The sequence below is a fragment of the Sphingorhabdus sp. genome (assembly GCF_046596595.1).
In the GTDB taxonomy this organism is placed as follows: domain Bacteria; phylum Pseudomonadota; class Alphaproteobacteria; order Sphingomonadales; family Sphingomonadaceae; genus Sphingorhabdus_B.
Genome location: NZ_JBKJMB010000087.1, coordinates 67,096 through 84,040, shown reverse-complemented (window position 1 = coordinate 84,040; position 16,945 = coordinate 67,096). Strand labels below are relative to the sequence as shown.

Sequence of the window (16,945 nt, the reverse complement as noted above, 5' to 3'; positions counted from 1 at the left end):
CCAATTCTTTGACTGACAGCCAGCCACCACTCTGCTAGGCGCGCCCGATGCTTAACCTGAACGGTATCACCGTGCGCCTTGGCGGACGCACTATCCTTGACAGCGCTACCGCCGCGTTGCCGCCTTATGGTCGTGTCGGCCTGATCGGGCGCAATGGCGCGGGTAAATCGACGCTCATGAAGGTAATGATCGGCTCGCTTGAGGCCGATGACGGATCGATGGACATGCCCAAGGGCACGCGCATCGGTTATATCGCGCAGGAGGCGCCTGCGGGTGACTCCACGCCGTTTGAAACGGTGCTGGCCGCAGATACCGAGCGCGCAGCTTTGATGATCGAAAGCGAGGAGGAGGGGCTTGACCCAGACCGCATGGCCGAAGTGCATGAACGGCTGATTGCAATCGATGCGTATACCGCGCCAGCGCGGGCTTCGCGAATCCTCGTCGGGCTTGGCTTTGACGAGGAAATGCAGGCCAAGCCGCTCGATAGCTTTTCTGGTGGCTGGAAAATGCGCGTGGCGTTGGCTTCCCTGCTGTTTTCGCAGCCTGACCTCTTGCTGCTCGACGAACCTTCAAACCACTTGGATTTGGAAGCGACATTGTGGCTCGAGAATTTCCTCAAGGGCTATCCCGCGATGATGGTCGTGATCAGCCACGAACGCGACCTTTTGAACAATGTCGTCGACCATATCCTGCATTTGGATAATGGTCAGGTGACGCTGTATTCGGGCGGTTATGACTCGTTCGAGCGCCAACGTGCCGAGCGTGCAGCGCAGCTTGCGGCGGCCAAGGCGAGCCAGGATGCGCAACGCGCCAAGTTGCAGGATTATGTCGCGCGCAACTCGGCGCGTGCCTCGACCGCAAAGCAGGCGCAGTCGAGAGCCAAGGCGCTTGCGCGCATGCAGCCGATTGCCGCTATGGCCGAAGATCCGACATTGAGCTTCGATTTTCCAAGTCCTGACGAATTGAAACCGCCATTGGTGACGCTTGATCTGGCGAGTGTCGGTTATACCGAGGGTAACCCCATATTACAGCGGCTGAACCTGCGCATTGACCCCGATGACCGGATCGCGTTGCTGGGACGCAACGGTAATGGCAAGACGACGCTCGCGCGACTGCTCGCGGCGCAACTGACGCCGATGGATGGGTCCATGAGTTCGTCGGGCAAAATGCGCGTCGGCTATTTCACGCAATATCAGGTTGAGGAACTCGACGGCGATGATACCCCGCTTGAACATATGACTCACCAGATGAAGGGTGCGAGCCCCGGCGCGGTCCGCGCGCAGCTTGGACGCTTTGGCTTCTCGGGCGCGAAGGCGACCACCAAGGTCGGCAAGCTTTCGGGTGGCGAACGCGCGCGGCTGGCGCTGGCGCTGATCACGCGCGATGCGCCGCATATGCTGATCCTTGACGAGCCGACGAACCACTTGGACGTCGACGCGCGTGAGGCGCTGGTTCAGGCGTTGAACGAATATGAGGGCACTGTGGTGTTGGTCAGCCATGACCGGCATATGCTTGAATTGACGGCTGACCGGCTGGTGCTGGTGGACAATGGCACCGCGACCGAGTTTACCGGCACGATTGAGGATTATACCGACTTCATCCTGGGCAAGGGGCCAGCGAAAGAGAAGCTGTCCAAGGCCGACCGCAAGGAAGACAAGAAGGCCCAAGCCGCTGCGCGTGAGGCGCAGGCCAAGCTCAAGCGCGACGTCAGCGACGCCGAAGCCGATCTTGCGAAGTTTGAGGTTGTCCTGAGTGCAATCGACCGCGCGATGTTCGACCCTGCGTCAGCAGCGAACGAATATAAGGACCTGACGATGGGCGAACTGTCGCAACGCCGCGGCAAGATCGTCGCCGCGCAAGAAGCCGCCGAAGCCAGATGGGTTGCGGCGAGCGAGGCGTTGGAGAAGGGTTAGGCCAATACTGCCGCCTTCGCCGCTTCAAAGCGGGCTTCGCCAACGCCCTGAATGCGGACATGACGTACACCACGCATTTCTAGCTCACTTATGCAGAGGTCGAAAAAGTGCTGCCGCTCGGCAGGTTGCGCATAGACGCGCAAGCCATCGTCAACGAAGGGCAAGTCAATGTCGAGCAACAGATAGAGATCGGCAAAGCCCGAAAAATGATCGAAATAGGCGTCGCGTTTATATTTCTCCGCTGCGCCAAACATCATGTCGGACCACACCGCCGTAATTAGCGGGTCGGTATCAAACAACACAAAGCCTGCGCGCAGTTCGGCGGCGCGCGCGGCGGCGGCGCGGTTCATTGCGTCCTGAGTGCGCGCGATATGGACGAGCGCTTCGATGTCGATATCGGTGCCATGTGCCTCGCAATATGCGCGGCCATATTCGGGTACGATTTCGCAGCCGAGCTCAGCAGCAAGCCGCGTGCCCAATGTCGATTTTCCAGTGCTTTCCGGGCCGTGCAGGCAAATGCGTTTCATCTCTGCTGCACCTTGCGCCATTCGATGAGGCCAGCGACCGCGAGGACGAGAAAAACGCTGTACAGGCCTGCCGTGAGATAGAGTTCTTTCATGGCATATAGCGGGATCGAGATCAGGTTGACGACAATCCAGAAATGCCAGTTTTCGACAAAGCGCCGTGCCATCAAAATCTGGCCAGCAATCGAGAGCATCGCAACAGATGCGTCCCAATAGGGATAGCTGGCATCGGTCTCGGCGTGCATTACTGCGCCCCAGCCCCAGATCGCAGCAACCGACCCCAATATCCACAACGCATAGCCGGTTTTTGGAATGCGCCGGACGACGACAATGCCGCTGTCGGCCTTGTTACGCGTCCAGCTCCACCAGCCATACATGTTCACGATGGCGAAAAAGATTTGTAAGCTGGCGTCGCTGTAGAGTTTGGCGTCGCGGAATATGACAAAATACAGCGCGACCATCACAATTGCGACGGGAAAATTCCACACCGACCGGCGGATAATCAAGATGATGTTCGTGATGCCGAGCAAAACGGCAATGATTTCCAGCAGGCTCATATATGCGGGATTAGCGGCCCTGTCGCACGACGCAAGTGCGGCACATCAATGCGGCTGGGTTAGACTGAATTCACCAAATACAGGACCTTGGCCATGGGTCGCGCCCGCGTCCTGAAACATCATGGCATCATCAATGGACTGACAGCCATCGAGGATGATGCGCGAGATGCCCATCGCAGCAACGAAACTGACCAGTTTTTGCGTGGGCAAGGCCGGAATGACATTGGCACGCAGCATGCCAATCAACCTTTGGTCGAAACGCACGACATCGACATCATGAACCAACGGCCAAAGCGCAGGCACAGCGGCATATCCAAAGCCGTCAATGCCAACGCTGCATCCAACACGGCGCCAGTTTTGTATGGCATTGCCGATTGAACTGCTCGTCATTTCCCCTTCGGTTGTAGACAAAAGGACGTCAATATGGGTTCCCTGCGACAGGAGTGACCGTAATCCCCAAGCCATTTTGTTCGAAAGATCCAGTCCGACAAAAATGTCAGTCGGGACCGAAATCAGTATTTCGGGCAACGATAAAAATTTGCCGGTTTCCAGGATATATTGCAGGTCAAGGACCGACAGAATATGTTGGCGTGGCAAGAAACTGTAATGGTCGCAGGCGACATATTCAAAGGCCATGACTTGGCTATTGCGCAGGTCAACGATTGGCCGTGACGCAATGATTGATGTCTCCGATGAAGCAGGTTCATCGTTGCCATCGAGCATCGACAATTGCTCTGGAATAATGGTCATTATGGCATTCTTTCCTAAGCCCAGACCTTTAACAGAGTCTGAACTGAATAGTCGGTCGGGATTATCAGCGCCGCGGAAACATGCGCGAAATCGGCATAAAAACTATTACTTTAGATGGATTAAAAATATATTATTATCAATAAATTATGCTAGTTTTTGAGCGCTCACACGCTTGCGCGCGGTTCATCAGTTTTTGATCGCTAAAATTAACATTGCGGGGAGTGTTTGACCAAATGGTTGCACCGTGTAAACCTGCGAACGTGGGAAGAGGAGAGCAATATGGCGAGCAAGGCGGACACAAACGGCAACGCGAAAGCGGACAAGAAGAAAACACAAAAGAAAGGCGCGCCATTTTCTGGTGTTGCAGGCGCATTTGATGCCGCCAATGATGCTACCATGGCGCTTGGCCCGCTGGCTGGATTGGCGCGGGAGGATTTCATCGGCGCGATTGGCCTGATGTTGCGCCAAACCGCGACCAATCCCGACAAGGCGTGGAAGGCAACCACTAACTTTTCTGAAGATGTCGTCAAGATTATGACCGGAAAGTCGGACCTTGCGCCTGACCCCAAGGACAAGCGTTTCATGGACCCGGCATGGACCTTCAACCCGTTTTTCAAGGCAGGCGCGCAATATTATCTCGCGGTGCAAAAGGGCGTCAAAAGCTATATTCAGGACCTCGATCTCGACGCGCTGGAACGCGACCGCGCGAACTTCATTTCGCAGATCATTATTGATGCAATGTCGCCCACAAACAGCCTGATCGGCAACCCGACTGCGCAGAAAAGGCTTGTGGACTCCGGCGGGCTGAGCCTCGTGAAGGGCTTGAAAAACGCCTATAACGACATGGTCCACAACGATATGATGGTGAGCCAGGTCAACAAAAAGCCGTTCAAGCTCGGCGAAAATGTCGCGACCGCCAAGGGTGCAGTGGTCTATCGCGACGAACGATTTGAACTCATCCATTATGCGCCGACCACCGACAAGGTCTATGCCACGCCGCAACTGACCATTCCGCCGCAGATCAACAAAATGTATATCAACGATCTGTCTCCGGAAAAATCGATTATCAAATGGCAGACCGACCACGGGATTCAGCCATTCATGATCTCATGGCGCAACCCGACCGACGACATGGGCGTGTGGGGCATGGCGGAATATATCGAAAGCTGCATCAAGGCTTTGGACGTCGTGTGCGAAATTACCGGCAGTGACAAGGTGAACATTTCGGGCGGCTGTTCGGGCGGGCAGACGATGTCGGTGCTTTTGTCAAAGCTGGCGTCGATGGGCGACACACGCGCCAACGCCATCACCATGATGGTGTGCGTGTTGGAACCAAAGCCCGGCGACACCGAAGCATCGAGCCTTGTGTCGCACAATGGCATCGCGCTGGCGCGGCAGCGCGCGCAGAAGAAGGGCGTAATCGAGGGCAGCAGCCTTGCTCGCGGCTTTGCATGGTTGCGGCCAAATGACCTCATCTGGAACTATGTCATCAACAATTATCTGCTCGGCGATGATCCACCAGCGTTCGACATCCTGTTCTGGAATGCCGACGCGACCAACCTGTCGTCGGCACTCATGGGCGATTTCCTTGAGCTGTTCGAAGCCAATGCCTATGCCGCGCCGGGAACGTTCGAGATCGCGGACCACACGCTTGACCTGACCAAGGTGACGGGCGACCTGTTTGTGCTGGGCGGAACCACCGACCACATCACGCCATGGCGCGCTTGCTATCGTTCGACGCAATTGTTCGGCAGCAAGAATATCGAATTCATCCTGAGCCAGGCTGGACATATGCAAGCCATCCTGAACCCTCCGGGCAACCCCAAGGCGAAATATTGGAAGCATTCCAAGGGCAAGACGCCTGCTGATGTGGCCGAATGGATGAAGGGCACCGAAGAAGTCGCCGGAAGCTGGTGGCCATATTGGATGCAATGGCTCCACGCGCGGTCGGGTGACGAGGTTGCTGCGCCTGCAACGCTGGGCAGCAAAGCGCATCCAGCGATGGAAGCCGCACCGGGGCTTTATGTTTTGGAGTAGGGGGATTGGAGACTTATGCCTTTGCAGCCATCGTAGTATTTTTGGTGCTCACAGGGGCAGTGGGAATAGGGTCGTTGCGTGTGGCACAAACACGAAGGCTTTCAAATGCGACATATCGAAAGCTGAGGCGATCTTCGGAATTTATCGTCATGGTCGGGCTATTTCTCTCTTCAGTGCTGGATCCTGCTTCTAAAAACCGGATTGAGGCACTGGATTCCCAAAAGAAACGCAAAGAGGAACCCGGACGGGAAAATGAGTAATGAGCGATCGGAACGGTCACGACCTGTGCGGATTAAATTGGACTGTTCGGCGGAAGCCGCACGGCTGCTATGTGCTTTGGAGTGAGGGGAAAGCGTGCCAACCATTTATCGCCAGAACGGTTGTCGCTTTTATTTCTACAGCCACGAACCTAACGAGCCGCCGCATGTGCACATCGACAAAGGCGAAGCGACAATTAAGGTTTGGCTGGAGAGCTTGGAGGTTGCAAAAAGCCGGGGCTTTCGCGCGCACGAGATTTCTGGCATAATCAATATGGTCAGCGAGCATCAGGCGATGTTCACGGAGAAGTGGTATGAATATTTCGGCTAAAGTTTCCGATGAGCGCGTTCTCGATGTGCGGTTTGATGAGCACAGCTTGATTGTCGACTTGATGGATGGCCGCACAATTTCAGCGCCGCTTGCTTGGTACCCCCGCCTTTCGAACGCTTCAGCAGAACAGCGCGCGCATTGGGAAAAATGCGGCGGCGGCTTTGGCATCCACTGGCCAGATCTCGACGAGGATCTGAGCACCGAAGGGTTGCTGCGCGGCGCACCCGCTGCAAAAGCAGCCTAACTTTTTTCGAAATTCAAGGAACACACATGACCAAGAACCGCGCGCCTACTTTCAGCATGGAGACCGTCGATGGCCGCGTCTTGCGGGTCGCGGTTTGGCGTGCCTCGAAGCCTACGGACAGGCTGCCGATCTTGTTCTTCAACGGCATTGGCGCGAATATTGAGGCGATGGCGCCTATGGCTGAGCTGTTGGATGACCGCGATTTTATCACGTTTGACATGCCGGGCATTGGCGGTTCACCTGATCCGGTTGTGCCCTACAACGCTATCCTCATGTCGCGGATTGCAGGCTTGCTGCTTGACCGGTTTGACATGCCCATCGTTGACGTTCTTGGCGTCAGCTGGGGCGGCGCGATGGCGCAGCAATTTGCGCTGCAGAACAATGCGCGCACGAACAAGCTCATTCTTGTGGCGACCAGTGCCGGGATGTTGATGGTGCCCGGAAACCCTGCATCGCTTATCAAAATGGCAGACCCGCGCCGTTATATTGACCCCGATTTCATGGCAAAGCATTTCAAGACATTGTATGGCGGCATGGTCGGCAACAAGTCGGAGCATATCGAGCGGCTGAAACCACCGTCGAAGACCGGATATTTCTACCAGTTGATGGCGATGATGGGCTGGACCAGCGCGCCGTTTCTTCCGTTCATGAAAACCGAAACGTTGATCATGATGGGCGATGATGACCAGATTGTGCCGCTCGCTAATGGCAAGTTTTTGAATTTCCTGATCCCGAACAGCGAGCTGTTCGTCGTGGAAAATGGCGGGCATTTGTTCCTGTTGAGCCATGTCGAAGAAAGCATCAGGGCCATTCGTGCGTTTCTTGATCGTGAAGCGGACGAAGCACGCAAGGCAGCCTGACACGACGCTGTGACTTGAATGCCACAAAAGACGTGATAATGGCGGAATTCCGCTATTTTCCTTGGCGTTAAATTGCAACATGTTCTAACGCGGGGAAAGCGACGGCACAAAAAGCCGCCGTGTTCTCCCCCAAGCGGTTTGTCCGCAAAAAGTCTAAAGAGGAACATCATGAAATCCATCCATATGCTGCTGGCCGGCGTTGCCGTGCTTGTTGCGCCGACGACGGCTGCGTTCGCCCAAGACGGCGAAGTTCAGGCCCAGGAAGCGACCACAGGAACCGGCGACGACGCTTATTCCGACAATGAAATTATCGTGACGGCCACGCGCCGCGACCAGGCAGCACAGGATGTGCCGCTGGCCGTAAGCGTTGTTGGCGGCGAACAGCTTGCCAATGCCGGCGTTGTTGACATTCGCGGCATTCAACAGCTTGCTCCGTCATTGAAAACCACCACTGGCCAGTCCTCCGCAACCGGAGCGGTTCTGTCGATCCGTGGCATTGGTACTGCGGGCGACAACCCCGGCTTTGAACCCGCTGTTGGCGTGTTCATCGACGGCGTGTTCCGTTCACGTGCAGGCGTTGCGCTTGCCGAGCTTCCGCCGATTGAGCGCGTTGAAGTCTTGCGCGGACCACAGGGCACATTGTTCGGCCGCAACACGTCGGCAGGTGCATTGAACATCACCACGCAAAAGCCAAAATTTGAACTCGGCGGCTATGTTGAAGGCAGCTACGGCAATCTCAACGAAATCGAAGTCAAGGCTGGTGTCACTGGCCCGGTCAGTGAACAGCTCGCGCTGCGTCTTGATGGCGGCTATCACAAGCGTGACGGTTATATCCGCGACGTCAACAGCGACAACCGCATCAACAATATCGACCGCTATTTTGTGCGTGGTCAGGCCTTGTTTGAAAATGAAGATGTCAGCTTCCGTCTGATCGGTGACTACGCAAAGACCGACGAATCCTGCTGTGGCGCGGTAAACACGCTGAGCGGCCTGTCGATTTTCCCTGGCATTGACGCAAGCAGCAGCTCGGCACTTGCGCTTGTTGGCACCAACATCATCCGCGGCTTTGCAGGCGTTCCTGCATTGGGCGGCACTGCTGGTACCATCGGCATTCCGGCGTACACACGTGGCAGCCGCGACATGGCGGTGACACCCGGTCGTGACCTGGCCGAAGCCGTCAAGGAATGGGGCGTTTCGGGCGAGCTGAACTGGGATTTCGGCAACGCTACGCTGACGTCGATCACAGCCTATCGTGATTGGAAAGCCAAGCGGAACCAGGACATTGATTTCTCCGGTCTTGACCGCGCCTATCGTGACAATTACCGCACGACCATTAAGGATTTCACGCAGGAACTGCGTTTGCAGGGCACGGCGTTCAATGACAAGCTCGACTGGCTTGTGGGTGGTTTCTACCTGAATGAAAAACTGACACTGAATGATACTGTGCGTTTCGGCGCGCAGGCCGACCAATATGTGGACGGCGTCATTCGTGAACTGACGCGAAGCGTTGGCCTGCCATCAGGTTTGCAGTTGTTCGGCACACTTGGCCCCGCGACACCATTGTTCGGTCAGGTTGCGTTGGCAACCAACCCGGCGCTGGCCGCTGCAGCCGCTGGAAACCCCGCTTTGTTCGGCTTGTTCAACAGCCCGCTGCCACGCACGCCAAATGGTGCGGGACAGCAGAATGATGCGTATAAGGTCGATACCCAGGCTTTTGCCGCGTTTACGCACAACATCATCAATTTCACCGACAATCTGTCGCTGACATTGGGCCTGCGTTACAACCACGAAACCAAGGATATCGACACCGACCTGACCAGCGTTGTTCCGGCCTGTGCGTTCTTCCAGAACCCGGCGACTGCACCTTACCGTGCAGCATTGCAGGGTGCTGGACTGTTGAATTCGGCATTCCTTTTGACCTGCAACCCAACAGTGAACAGCGAATTTAACGGCGTGCGCTCTGGCGACCGGTCGGAAAGCGAATTCACGGGAACGGCGAAGCTGTCGTTCAAGGTGAATGACGATATCCTAATCTACGGCGGATATGATCGTGGTTATAAATCGGGCGGATATAATCTTGACCGTGGCAGCTTCGATTCCGTGCTTTTGGGCGGCAATGGCGCACAGATCGAAGATCTGGAGTTCGGCAACGAAACCGTTGATGCCTATGAAATCGGCGTGAAGACCAACTTCACGCGCCAGTTTCAGTTCAACGCGACGTTGTTCTACTCGGATTTCAAAAACTACCAGTCGAACCGTTTTTCAGGCACCAACTTCGTGGTTTTGAACTTCGATAAGCTGGTGTCGAAGGGCGTCGAGCTCGAAAGCATCATCCGGCCACATCCTGATCTCGCGTTCAACTTGGGCTACACCTATGTTGACGCAAAGGCGACCGATGCCAGCCCGCTTGCCGGCGGTGACAATGGTCGTCAGGCATCCAACCAGCCAAAGCACACCATCACAGGTGCGATGACCTGGACGCCGCAAATCAGCGACGGTGTGGGTGGCTTGTTCCATGTCGATTACCGCGTGAACAGCGATGCATTCCCGTTAAACGATCCGCTTGCACGTCGCTTCACCGCGAATGACGGCTTTGGCATCGTCAACCTGCGCGCGGGCGTGAACTTTGGTGACGGCAAATATAGCGTCGAGGGATATGTCGAGAACCTGTTCGACACATATTACAATATCACTGCGTTCCCAATCCCTGAACAGGGCAACAGCTACGCAGTATATCCATCGCCACCACGCTTTTACGGCGTACGGGTTGCGGCGAAGTTCTAACCCACTTCGTGGCATTTTCAAAAAAAGGGCCGGCCTGTGCAAACAGGTCGGCCTTTCTTTTTGTCCCTGACGCGCTAGCCTGCCGACTCAGAGCATAAGCGGAGAGGCGAAATGCGGCACATCGCGATCATTGGGTCTGGTCCGGCGGGCTATTATACCGCCGAAGCCGCGCAGAAGAAATTCGGCGATGATGTGCACATTGACATAGTCGACAGGTTACCCGTGCCATTTGGCCTCATCCGCTTTGGCGTTGCGCCTGATCATCAAGCAATCAAAGCTGTGTCGGAACGATATGAAAAAGTGGCGCTGTCGGACACTGTCCGCTTTGTCGGAAATGTGTCGGTCGGCTGTGACGTAAGTGTTTCTGAGCTTCAAGACCATTACGACGCTGTCGTTCTTGCGACCGGAGCGCCCAATGACCGTAAGCTCGACATTCCCGGCGGCGATTTGCCAGGCGTTGTGGGGAGTGCAGCCTTTGTCGGCTGGTACAATGGACATCCCGACTTTGCAGACTTGAATCCGATGCTTGGCGGCCGCCATGTTGTGATCGTTGGCAATGGCAATGTCGCGCTGGATGTGGCGCGAATCCTCGCAAAAACACCCGCCGAATTTGGTGGGTCGGACATTGTTTCCCACGCCCTGAATGCACTTGAAACGGCGGGAACTGAGGAGGTTACGATATTGGGAAGACGCGGGCCGCACCAGATTGCGATGACACCAAAGGAACTTGGCGAACTCGGGCATCTGGAAAGGGCGACGGTGCGTGTCGACAAGAACGATCTGCCGGAGCTTGGCGAGGATGCGTTGCTTGAACCCGGGATGCGCAAAGCGGTCACGCATCTGCGGGAATTTGCCGCCATTCCCGAGGCATTCCGCGCGGACAAAATGATAAGCATCAACTTCAACTTTTTTGCAGCACCGACGGCCATAGAAGGTGACGGCAAGGTTGAGCGCATCCGTATCGAGCGCATGCAGCTGGACGATGAATTGCGCAGCGAAGGTACAGGCGAGACATATGACATTGCCTGTTCGATGGTCATTAGCTGCATCGGATATCAAACCCCGCCCATGGACGGCGTGCCCTATGAGCATGGCCGGGGGCGCTTTGCTAATGTTAATGGCCGCATTGTGCCCGGGCTATATTGTGTTGGCTGGGCACGGCGTGGTCCGTCAGGAACCATCGGGACAAACCGGCCCGACGGGGTGAATATTGTCGAGTTGATTGCCGAAGACTGGGCCGTAAGCACGGGCGCAAAAGCCAAAGCGGGCAGGGAGGGGCTCGACGTGTTACTGCACGCGCGCGGTGTCGACGTGGTAACCTTCAGCGACTGGAAGAAAATTGAACAAGCTGAAACGTACCGCGCTCGCGACGGCGCACCGCGTGAGAAATTCGTGCGCGTGGAAGATATGATCGCGGCCCAAAAGTAATTTGATGCTGCTACATTAACTGTCATCATATTTACGCCATTCACGCGTTAGAGCCGCTGTTCCAATCAAAAAAGGGCGCGCGCGGCATGATCAAGACCATTGGCATAATCACAGGTGTAGATGCCGAAGCCGCCGCTGTGTTTCCTGGCCAGAGCGCGAATGTGGAGGCGCTCCATGGCTTCATGGTGCGCCAAGTTTATTTTGCCGACCGCAATATCGCGATTACCTGCAGCGGAATTGGCAAGGTGAATGCTGCAATGGCCGCAATGATGCTGGTCGAACATTACCACGCGGACCTATTGCTGGTGGTTGGCACCGCCGGAAAATTGAATGGTTGCGAAGGGTCATGCTTTCAGATCGTCGAAGCTGTGCAAGGCGATTACGGTGCGTCACGCGCCGAAGGCTTTGTGCATTACAGGGCAGGTGCATGGCCCATTGGCGAGGCGCATGCCGAACCGTTTCATGCCGCGGTCATGCCAGAGACTGGTCTACCCAAGGTGCGCATCATCACAAGCGATTGCTTTGTCGAAAGCGCTGACCATGGCAAAAGGCTCCACAGTGCGCTTAGCGGCGATATCGTTGATATGGAGACGGCGGCGGTGGCGCAGGCTGCTGTGCGGATGGACGTCCCATGGGCGGCAATCAAGGCGACCAGCGACAACGCCGATGGCGAAAGCGCAGGGGATTTTCAGAGCAATCTAAAACGCGCCTCCCGCGTGGCAGCAGAGGCAGCCGAGCGGATGATAATGGATTTACCCCGCGATTAAAATAATAGTCCTACAGAATGAATAACGATACCCGCCATGCCGCCCACCAATGTACCGTTAATACGGATGAACTGAAGATCGCTGCCGACCGCATTTTCGACGCGGTCGGTGATTGTTGATGCGTCCCAACGGGCAACGGTTTCGGACACCAGCTTCACGATATTGTCACCGTAATTTTCGGTCGTGCCTACAATTGCGCGACGTGCAAAGCGGTTGATCTGATGCTTGAGCCGGGCATCTTCTTGCAAGGTGCCGCCAAGCTTTATGAGCGCGTCACCAAAGCTGCCTGCCAGCGCCGCATCGGGGTTGCGCGCCGCCTTCAAAAGGCCATCGCGCCCTTGATCCCACAGGCTGTTGATCCATTTGCTCATCGCTGGATTTTCGAGCAATTGTCCTTTCCAGTGCGCGACCTTGGCCTGCAATTCCTTGTCGTGGCGCAGGTCGTGCGCAAGGCTTGCAAGCCCTTCCTCGCCCTTTTCGCGTAACGGATGGTCGGGATCTTCGGCCATTTCATGCAGCAGCTTGTTGAGGCCATTGACGATTGCGTTGGCCAGCTTGTCGTCGAGGCCAGTCCAGCGCATAATCGTGTTGGCGCGCTCCTCGACCATTTCGCGGATAAGATGTTCATTGGCCTCAAGCGTCGCCGACGACCATTTGATAATGCTGTCCAGTACAGGAATATGCCGCCGCTCGCGGATCATCGCGGTGAGCAGCTGTCCAAGAAGTGGCGCGATATCCAACTTGTCGAGTTGCGTGCGAATGGCGCCCTTGGCAACGCCGCCAAGCCGCTCATCATCAAGCGCAGCGATAATGTCGCCCATAAGCCGCGACGCGCCCATCCGCATCCGGCCCTCACCGCCCGAAGGCGCGCTCAGGAACTTTCCCATTGCGCCCGCCACATCCATCCGCTGAACGCGCCGCGCGACCACCTTCGTCGTCAGGAAATTTGTGCGCAGAAAGCTTGCCAGCGTGCGGCCAAGCCGTTCCTTGTTATTCGGGATAATTGCGGTGTGTGGGATTGGTATGCCAAGAGGGTGGCGGAACAAAGCGGTCACCGCGAACCAGTCGGCAAGGCCGCCCACCATTCCTGCTTCGGCAAAGGCGCGCAGAAAGCCCCAATAGCCTTCGTAACGCGTCTCCATAAACTTGCCGAACACGAACAGGCCCGCCATCGCCAAAAGCAGCGCTGTCGCGATAATTCGCATCTGCCGCAGTTCGGCATCACGTTCGGCGTAACGCGTTTTTTCCGACAGACCCAGTTGATTGGCAGCTTTCACCCTGTTGCCTTAGCCAAGGCGGACCGTGCTGCCAAGCAAAGGCTCACTCTGCGGGCTGAAGTCCGCCGAGATCGTCCTTGCCCGATGTCTTGCCCGGTGCTTTGCCGGCTGGCTTGGCAGGGTCCGTTATGTTTTCACCATGCTTTTCGGGATCGTAGGTGAGCAGGCGCGTGCGAAGCCATGGTCCAACCCGCTTTTCAAAGCCATCGGCCAGGCTGAAACCAGCAGGAACGATGAGCAACGTCAGCAAGGTCGAGACGATCAGGCCGCCGATCACGACGGTCCCCATAGGTGAGCGCCATTGCCCGTCACCACCCAGCGACAGTGCGGTTGGCACCATGCCTGCGGTCATGGCAACGGTTGTCATCACGATTGGCTGTGCGCGCTTGTGTCCAGCCTCCATAATTGCTTGGAACTTCGGAACGCCGCGCGCCATTTCCTCGATCGCGAAGTCGATCAGCAAAATCGAGTTCTTGGCCACGATGCCGAACAGCATCAACACGCCGATGAATACCGGCATCGAAATGGGCTGCCCGACCAAACCAAGCGCGATGAGGCCACCCAGTGGTGCAAGCAACAGCGATCCCATATTGACCAAAGGCGACATGAACCGGTGGTACAGCAACACAAGAACCGCGAACACGAGCAGAGTCCCGGAAATCAAAGCGACCAGGAAGTCGCGTTGCATTTCCTGCTCCCATTCCTGACTACCAAAGGGTGCGCGCGAAACGCCCGTTGGCAAATTTTTCATGATCGGCAGATTGTTGATTTTCTTGTCGGCATCAGAAGAGACAATGCCCGGCGCGAAATCAGCACCAATGAAGATACGGAAATTCTGGTTGCGGCGCTGGACCGAGGTTGGCCCTGCACCAAAGCTGATGTCAGCGACGCGCGACAAGGGAACCGAACCGCCGCTGGCGAGAGGCACTGGCAGGTTGCGAATGACGTCAAGATCCTGGCGTGATTCCTTGGCGAGCATCACGCGAATAGGGATTTGACGGTCAGACAGCGAGAATTTGGCGCTATTCTGGTCGATGTCGCCAAGCGTTGCGATACGAATCGTTTGGCTCAGGGCCACGGTCGACACGCCAAGCTGCGATGCCAGGTCACTGCGCGGGGTAATGATCAATTCGGGGCGCTGCAAATCAGCCGAGATACGCGGCGCACGTAATTCGGGCACGGTTTTCATCTGCTCGACAAGTGTCGCTGCGGTTTGATCAAGCCTTTTGGGATCAGAGCCCGACAACATGACCGAAACGTCGCGGCCGGAACCACCGCCGCCCGGGCCGTTTGCCTGAAAGGTCACGCGTGCATCCGCAATTTTTGTAAGCAAAGGAGTTAGGTCTTCTTCAAATTGTTGACTGGTGCGGGCGCGGTCCTTTTTCAAAGTGATGAACATGTTGGCGCTGCCTTCACGTACGCTTTGCAGTGCAGTTTCGACCTCGGGCTGTTTTTCAACAATCGCTGCGGCCTCACTGGCAATTTCACGGGTGCGTTCGAGCGTAGTTCCGGGAACCATTTCAATGCGAATACGGCTGAAATCGGTATTGCCATCGGGAAAGAATTGTTTTGGCAGAATGATCAACAGTGCGATGGTCAGCCCCAATGCGAGCGCACCAATGCCCATCATCCACCGACGATGGCCAAGCGACCACCGCAGGATTTTCATATATCTGTCAATCCAGCCTGCTTCACCATGTTCGGCCATGCCACTCGATTTCAGAAAGTACGCCGCGATCATCGGCGTGATCATCCGCGCAACGGCAAGGCTCATCAGAACAGAGGCGACGACGGTCAGGCCAAAATTTTTGAAATATTGACCGGCAACACCAGGCATCAGGCCAACGGGTAGGAACACGGCGACGATGGAAAATGTGGTTGCGACGACGGCAAGGCCGATTTCATCGGCAGCATCAATCGACGCCTGATACGCCGATTTACCCATTCGCATATGTCGCACGATATTTTCGATCTCAACGATCGCGTCATCGACCAGCACACCTGCGACCAAGCCAAGCGCAAGCAGCGACATGGTGTTCAGCGTGAATCCCAAAAGGTCGAGGAACCAGAAAGTCGGAATGGCGGACAAAGGAATGGCAATCGCCGAAATAATCGTCGCACGCCAGTCGCGCAGGAACAGGAATACCACAACGATCGCAAGCAATGCGCCCTCAATCATGGCTGCCATTGAACTTTTATACTGGCCTTTGGTGTAATCCACGCTGTTGAATAGAGTGATGAAATTTATACCTGGATTGTCTTTCTCAATCTCTGCCATTTTGACCATGGCTTCATCAAAAACTGTGACGTCCGAAGCACCCTTGGCACGCGACATGCCGAAGGTGACAACCTGTTTGCCACCCGCAAAAGCCATCGCCTTTTGTTCGCTAAAGCCATCAGTGACTTCAGCGACGTCGGCAAGCTTGATTGACCGACCACTGCCAAGGCTAATCTGGGTCTGGCTAAGCGCAAAGGCGTCGGTTGCATTTCCAAGCACACGGACAGACTGACGCGAGCCGGCGATTTGCGATTGTCCGCCCGACGCGTTGACATTCTGTTGACGCAGCACCGCGTTGATCTGGCTGGCGCTTACGCCCAATGATTGCATTTTTGCAGGGTCGAGAACGACACGGATTTCCCGGTTAACGCCGCCATTGCGGCTAACCGACGCCATGCCTTCAACCGACAGCAATTTGCGCGCGACGGAGTCATCAACAAACCAGCTTAATTGCTCAAGCGTCATGTCGCTGGCTTCGACGGCAAAATAGGCAATTGGGTCGCTTGATGTTGCGACTTTAAAGATTTGCGGTTCCAATATGCCATCAGGCAGGTCGCTGCGAATTTGGTCTACTGCATTCTTCACTTCGCTGACGGCAGCGTTGATGTCGTCGCCTATTTCAAATTCGGCGCTTACCGTGGTGTTGCCTTCGCTTGAGGTCGCGTCAATGTTGCGGACGCCCTGCACACTTCGGATCGCAGATTCGACCTTTTGGGTAATTTGGGTGGTTATTTCTGTGGGTGCAGCGCCCGGCTGCGAAATTGAGACAACGACAACCGGAAATTCTATATCGGGATCATTCTGCACGTCCATGTTCCTGAACGACATGATGCCCGCGATGGTGAGCGCGACGAACAAGACTATCGGCACCACCGGATTGCGGATGGACCATGCAGAAATATTATTTAAATTCATATTCTAATTCCCGGATGTGCCGA

Annotated in this window: 13 protein-coding genes; 8 read left to right on the top strand and 5 right to left on the bottom strand. The window is 55.8% G+C overall.

Annotated elements, in window-relative coordinates; translation table 11 throughout:
• Nucleotides 1-47: 47 nt before the first annotated feature.
• Complete coding sequence (locus ACLL9E_RS08615; RefSeq protein WP_411291329.1) at nt 48-1,913, top strand: ABC-F family ATP-binding cassette domain-containing protein; 1,866 nt, start codon at nt 48-50, stop codon at nt 1,911-1,913.
• Here ACLL9E_RS08615 and ACLL9E_RS08610 read toward each other — a convergent pair.
• From ACLL9E_RS08610 to ACLL9E_RS08600, 3 genes are read right to left on the bottom strand one after another with little or no spacing between them, the layout of a single operon-like run.
• Entirely contained in the window at nt 1,910-2,440 is a 531-nt protein-coding gene (locus tag ACLL9E_RS08610; RefSeq protein WP_411291328.1) for an AAA family ATPase, read from the bottom strand. The two genes, ACLL9E_RS08615 and ACLL9E_RS08610, sit on opposite strands and share 4 nt — an antisense overlap.
• A complete protein-coding gene (pnuC, locus tag ACLL9E_RS08605; protein ID WP_411291327.1) occupies nt 2,437-2,994 on the bottom strand; it encodes a nicotinamide riboside transporter PnuC in 558 nt (185 codons plus the stop codon). The genes ACLL9E_RS08610 and pnuC overlap by 4 nt, the downstream gene beginning before the upstream one ends.
• 45 nt (nt 2,995-3,039) lie before the next feature.
• Nucleotides 3,040-3,744 carry an EAL domain-containing protein gene (locus ACLL9E_RS08600; protein ID WP_411291326.1) on the bottom strand — a complete coding sequence of 235 codons (705 nt, stop codon included), beginning with the start codon at nt 3,742-3,744 and terminating at the stop codon, nt 3,040-3,042.
• Nucleotides 3,745-4,023: 279 nt separating this feature from the next.
• Between ACLL9E_RS08600 and ACLL9E_RS08595 the strand changes: the two genes are divergently transcribed.
• The 7 genes from ACLL9E_RS08595 (at nt 4,024) to ACLL9E_RS08565 (ending at nt 12,452) form a co-directional block, all read left to right on the top strand.
• Nucleotides 4,024-5,781: a PHA/PHB synthase family protein gene (locus ACLL9E_RS08595; RefSeq protein WP_411291325.1), complete on the top strand. Its 1,758-nt coding sequence runs from the start codon at nt 4,024-4,026 to the stop codon at nt 5,779-5,781.
• Between the two features lie 354 nt (nt 5,782-6,135).
• Nucleotides 6,136-6,369: a DUF4160 domain-containing protein gene (locus tag ACLL9E_RS08590; RefSeq protein ID WP_411291324.1), complete on the top strand. Its 234-nt coding sequence runs from the start codon at nt 6,136-6,138 to the stop codon at nt 6,367-6,369.
• A complete protein-coding gene (locus ACLL9E_RS08585; RefSeq protein ID WP_411291323.1) occupies nt 6,353-6,613 on the top strand; it encodes a DUF2442 domain-containing protein in 261 nt (86 codons plus the stop codon). The genes ACLL9E_RS08590 and ACLL9E_RS08585 overlap by 17 nt, the downstream gene beginning before the upstream one ends.
• Nucleotides 6,614-6,639: 26 nt before the next feature.
• Nucleotides 6,640-7,473: an alpha/beta fold hydrolase gene (locus ACLL9E_RS08580; RefSeq protein WP_411291322.1), complete on the top strand. Its 834-nt coding sequence runs from the start codon at nt 6,640-6,642 to the stop codon at nt 7,471-7,473.
• A gap of 168 nt (nt 7,474-7,641) precedes the next feature.
• Nucleotides 7,642-10,257, top strand: a complete 2,616-nt coding sequence (locus tag ACLL9E_RS08575; RefSeq protein WP_411291321.1) for a TonB-dependent receptor — start codon at nt 7,642-7,644, stop codon at nt 10,255-10,257.
• A 111-nt stretch (nt 10,258-10,368) separates the two neighbouring features.
• Nucleotides 10,369-11,685 (top strand): FAD-dependent oxidoreductase, encoded by a 1,317-nt coding sequence (locus ACLL9E_RS08570; protein ID WP_411291320.1) that lies wholly within the window; start codon nt 10,369-10,371, stop codon nt 11,683-11,685.
• An 86-nt stretch (nt 11,686-11,771) separates the two neighbouring features.
• The gene (locus ACLL9E_RS08565) at nt 11,772-12,452 is read left to right on the top strand and encodes a purine phosphorylase (RefSeq protein WP_411291319.1); all 681 of its coding nucleotides are present in this window, start codon (nt 11,772-11,774) and stop codon (nt 12,450-12,452) included.
• On the opposite strand, the gene ACLL9E_RS08560 is transcribed toward ACLL9E_RS08565, so the two are convergent.
• Both ACLL9E_RS08560 and ACLL9E_RS08555 read right to left on the bottom strand, forming a co-directional pair.
• Nucleotides 12,449-13,657 carry a DUF445 domain-containing protein gene (locus ACLL9E_RS08560; RefSeq protein WP_411291337.1) on the bottom strand — a complete coding sequence of 403 codons (1,209 nt, stop codon included), beginning with the start codon at nt 13,655-13,657 and terminating at the stop codon, nt 12,449-12,451. The two genes, ACLL9E_RS08565 and ACLL9E_RS08560, sit on opposite strands and share 4 nt — an antisense overlap.
• Before the next feature lie 115 nt (nt 13,658-13,772).
• On the bottom strand, nt 13,773-16,922 hold the full coding sequence (locus ACLL9E_RS08555; protein ID WP_411291318.1) for an efflux RND transporter permease subunit: 3,150 nt from the start codon (nt 16,920-16,922) through the stop codon (nt 13,773-13,775).
• Between the last annotated feature and the right edge of the window lie 23 nt (nt 16,923-16,945).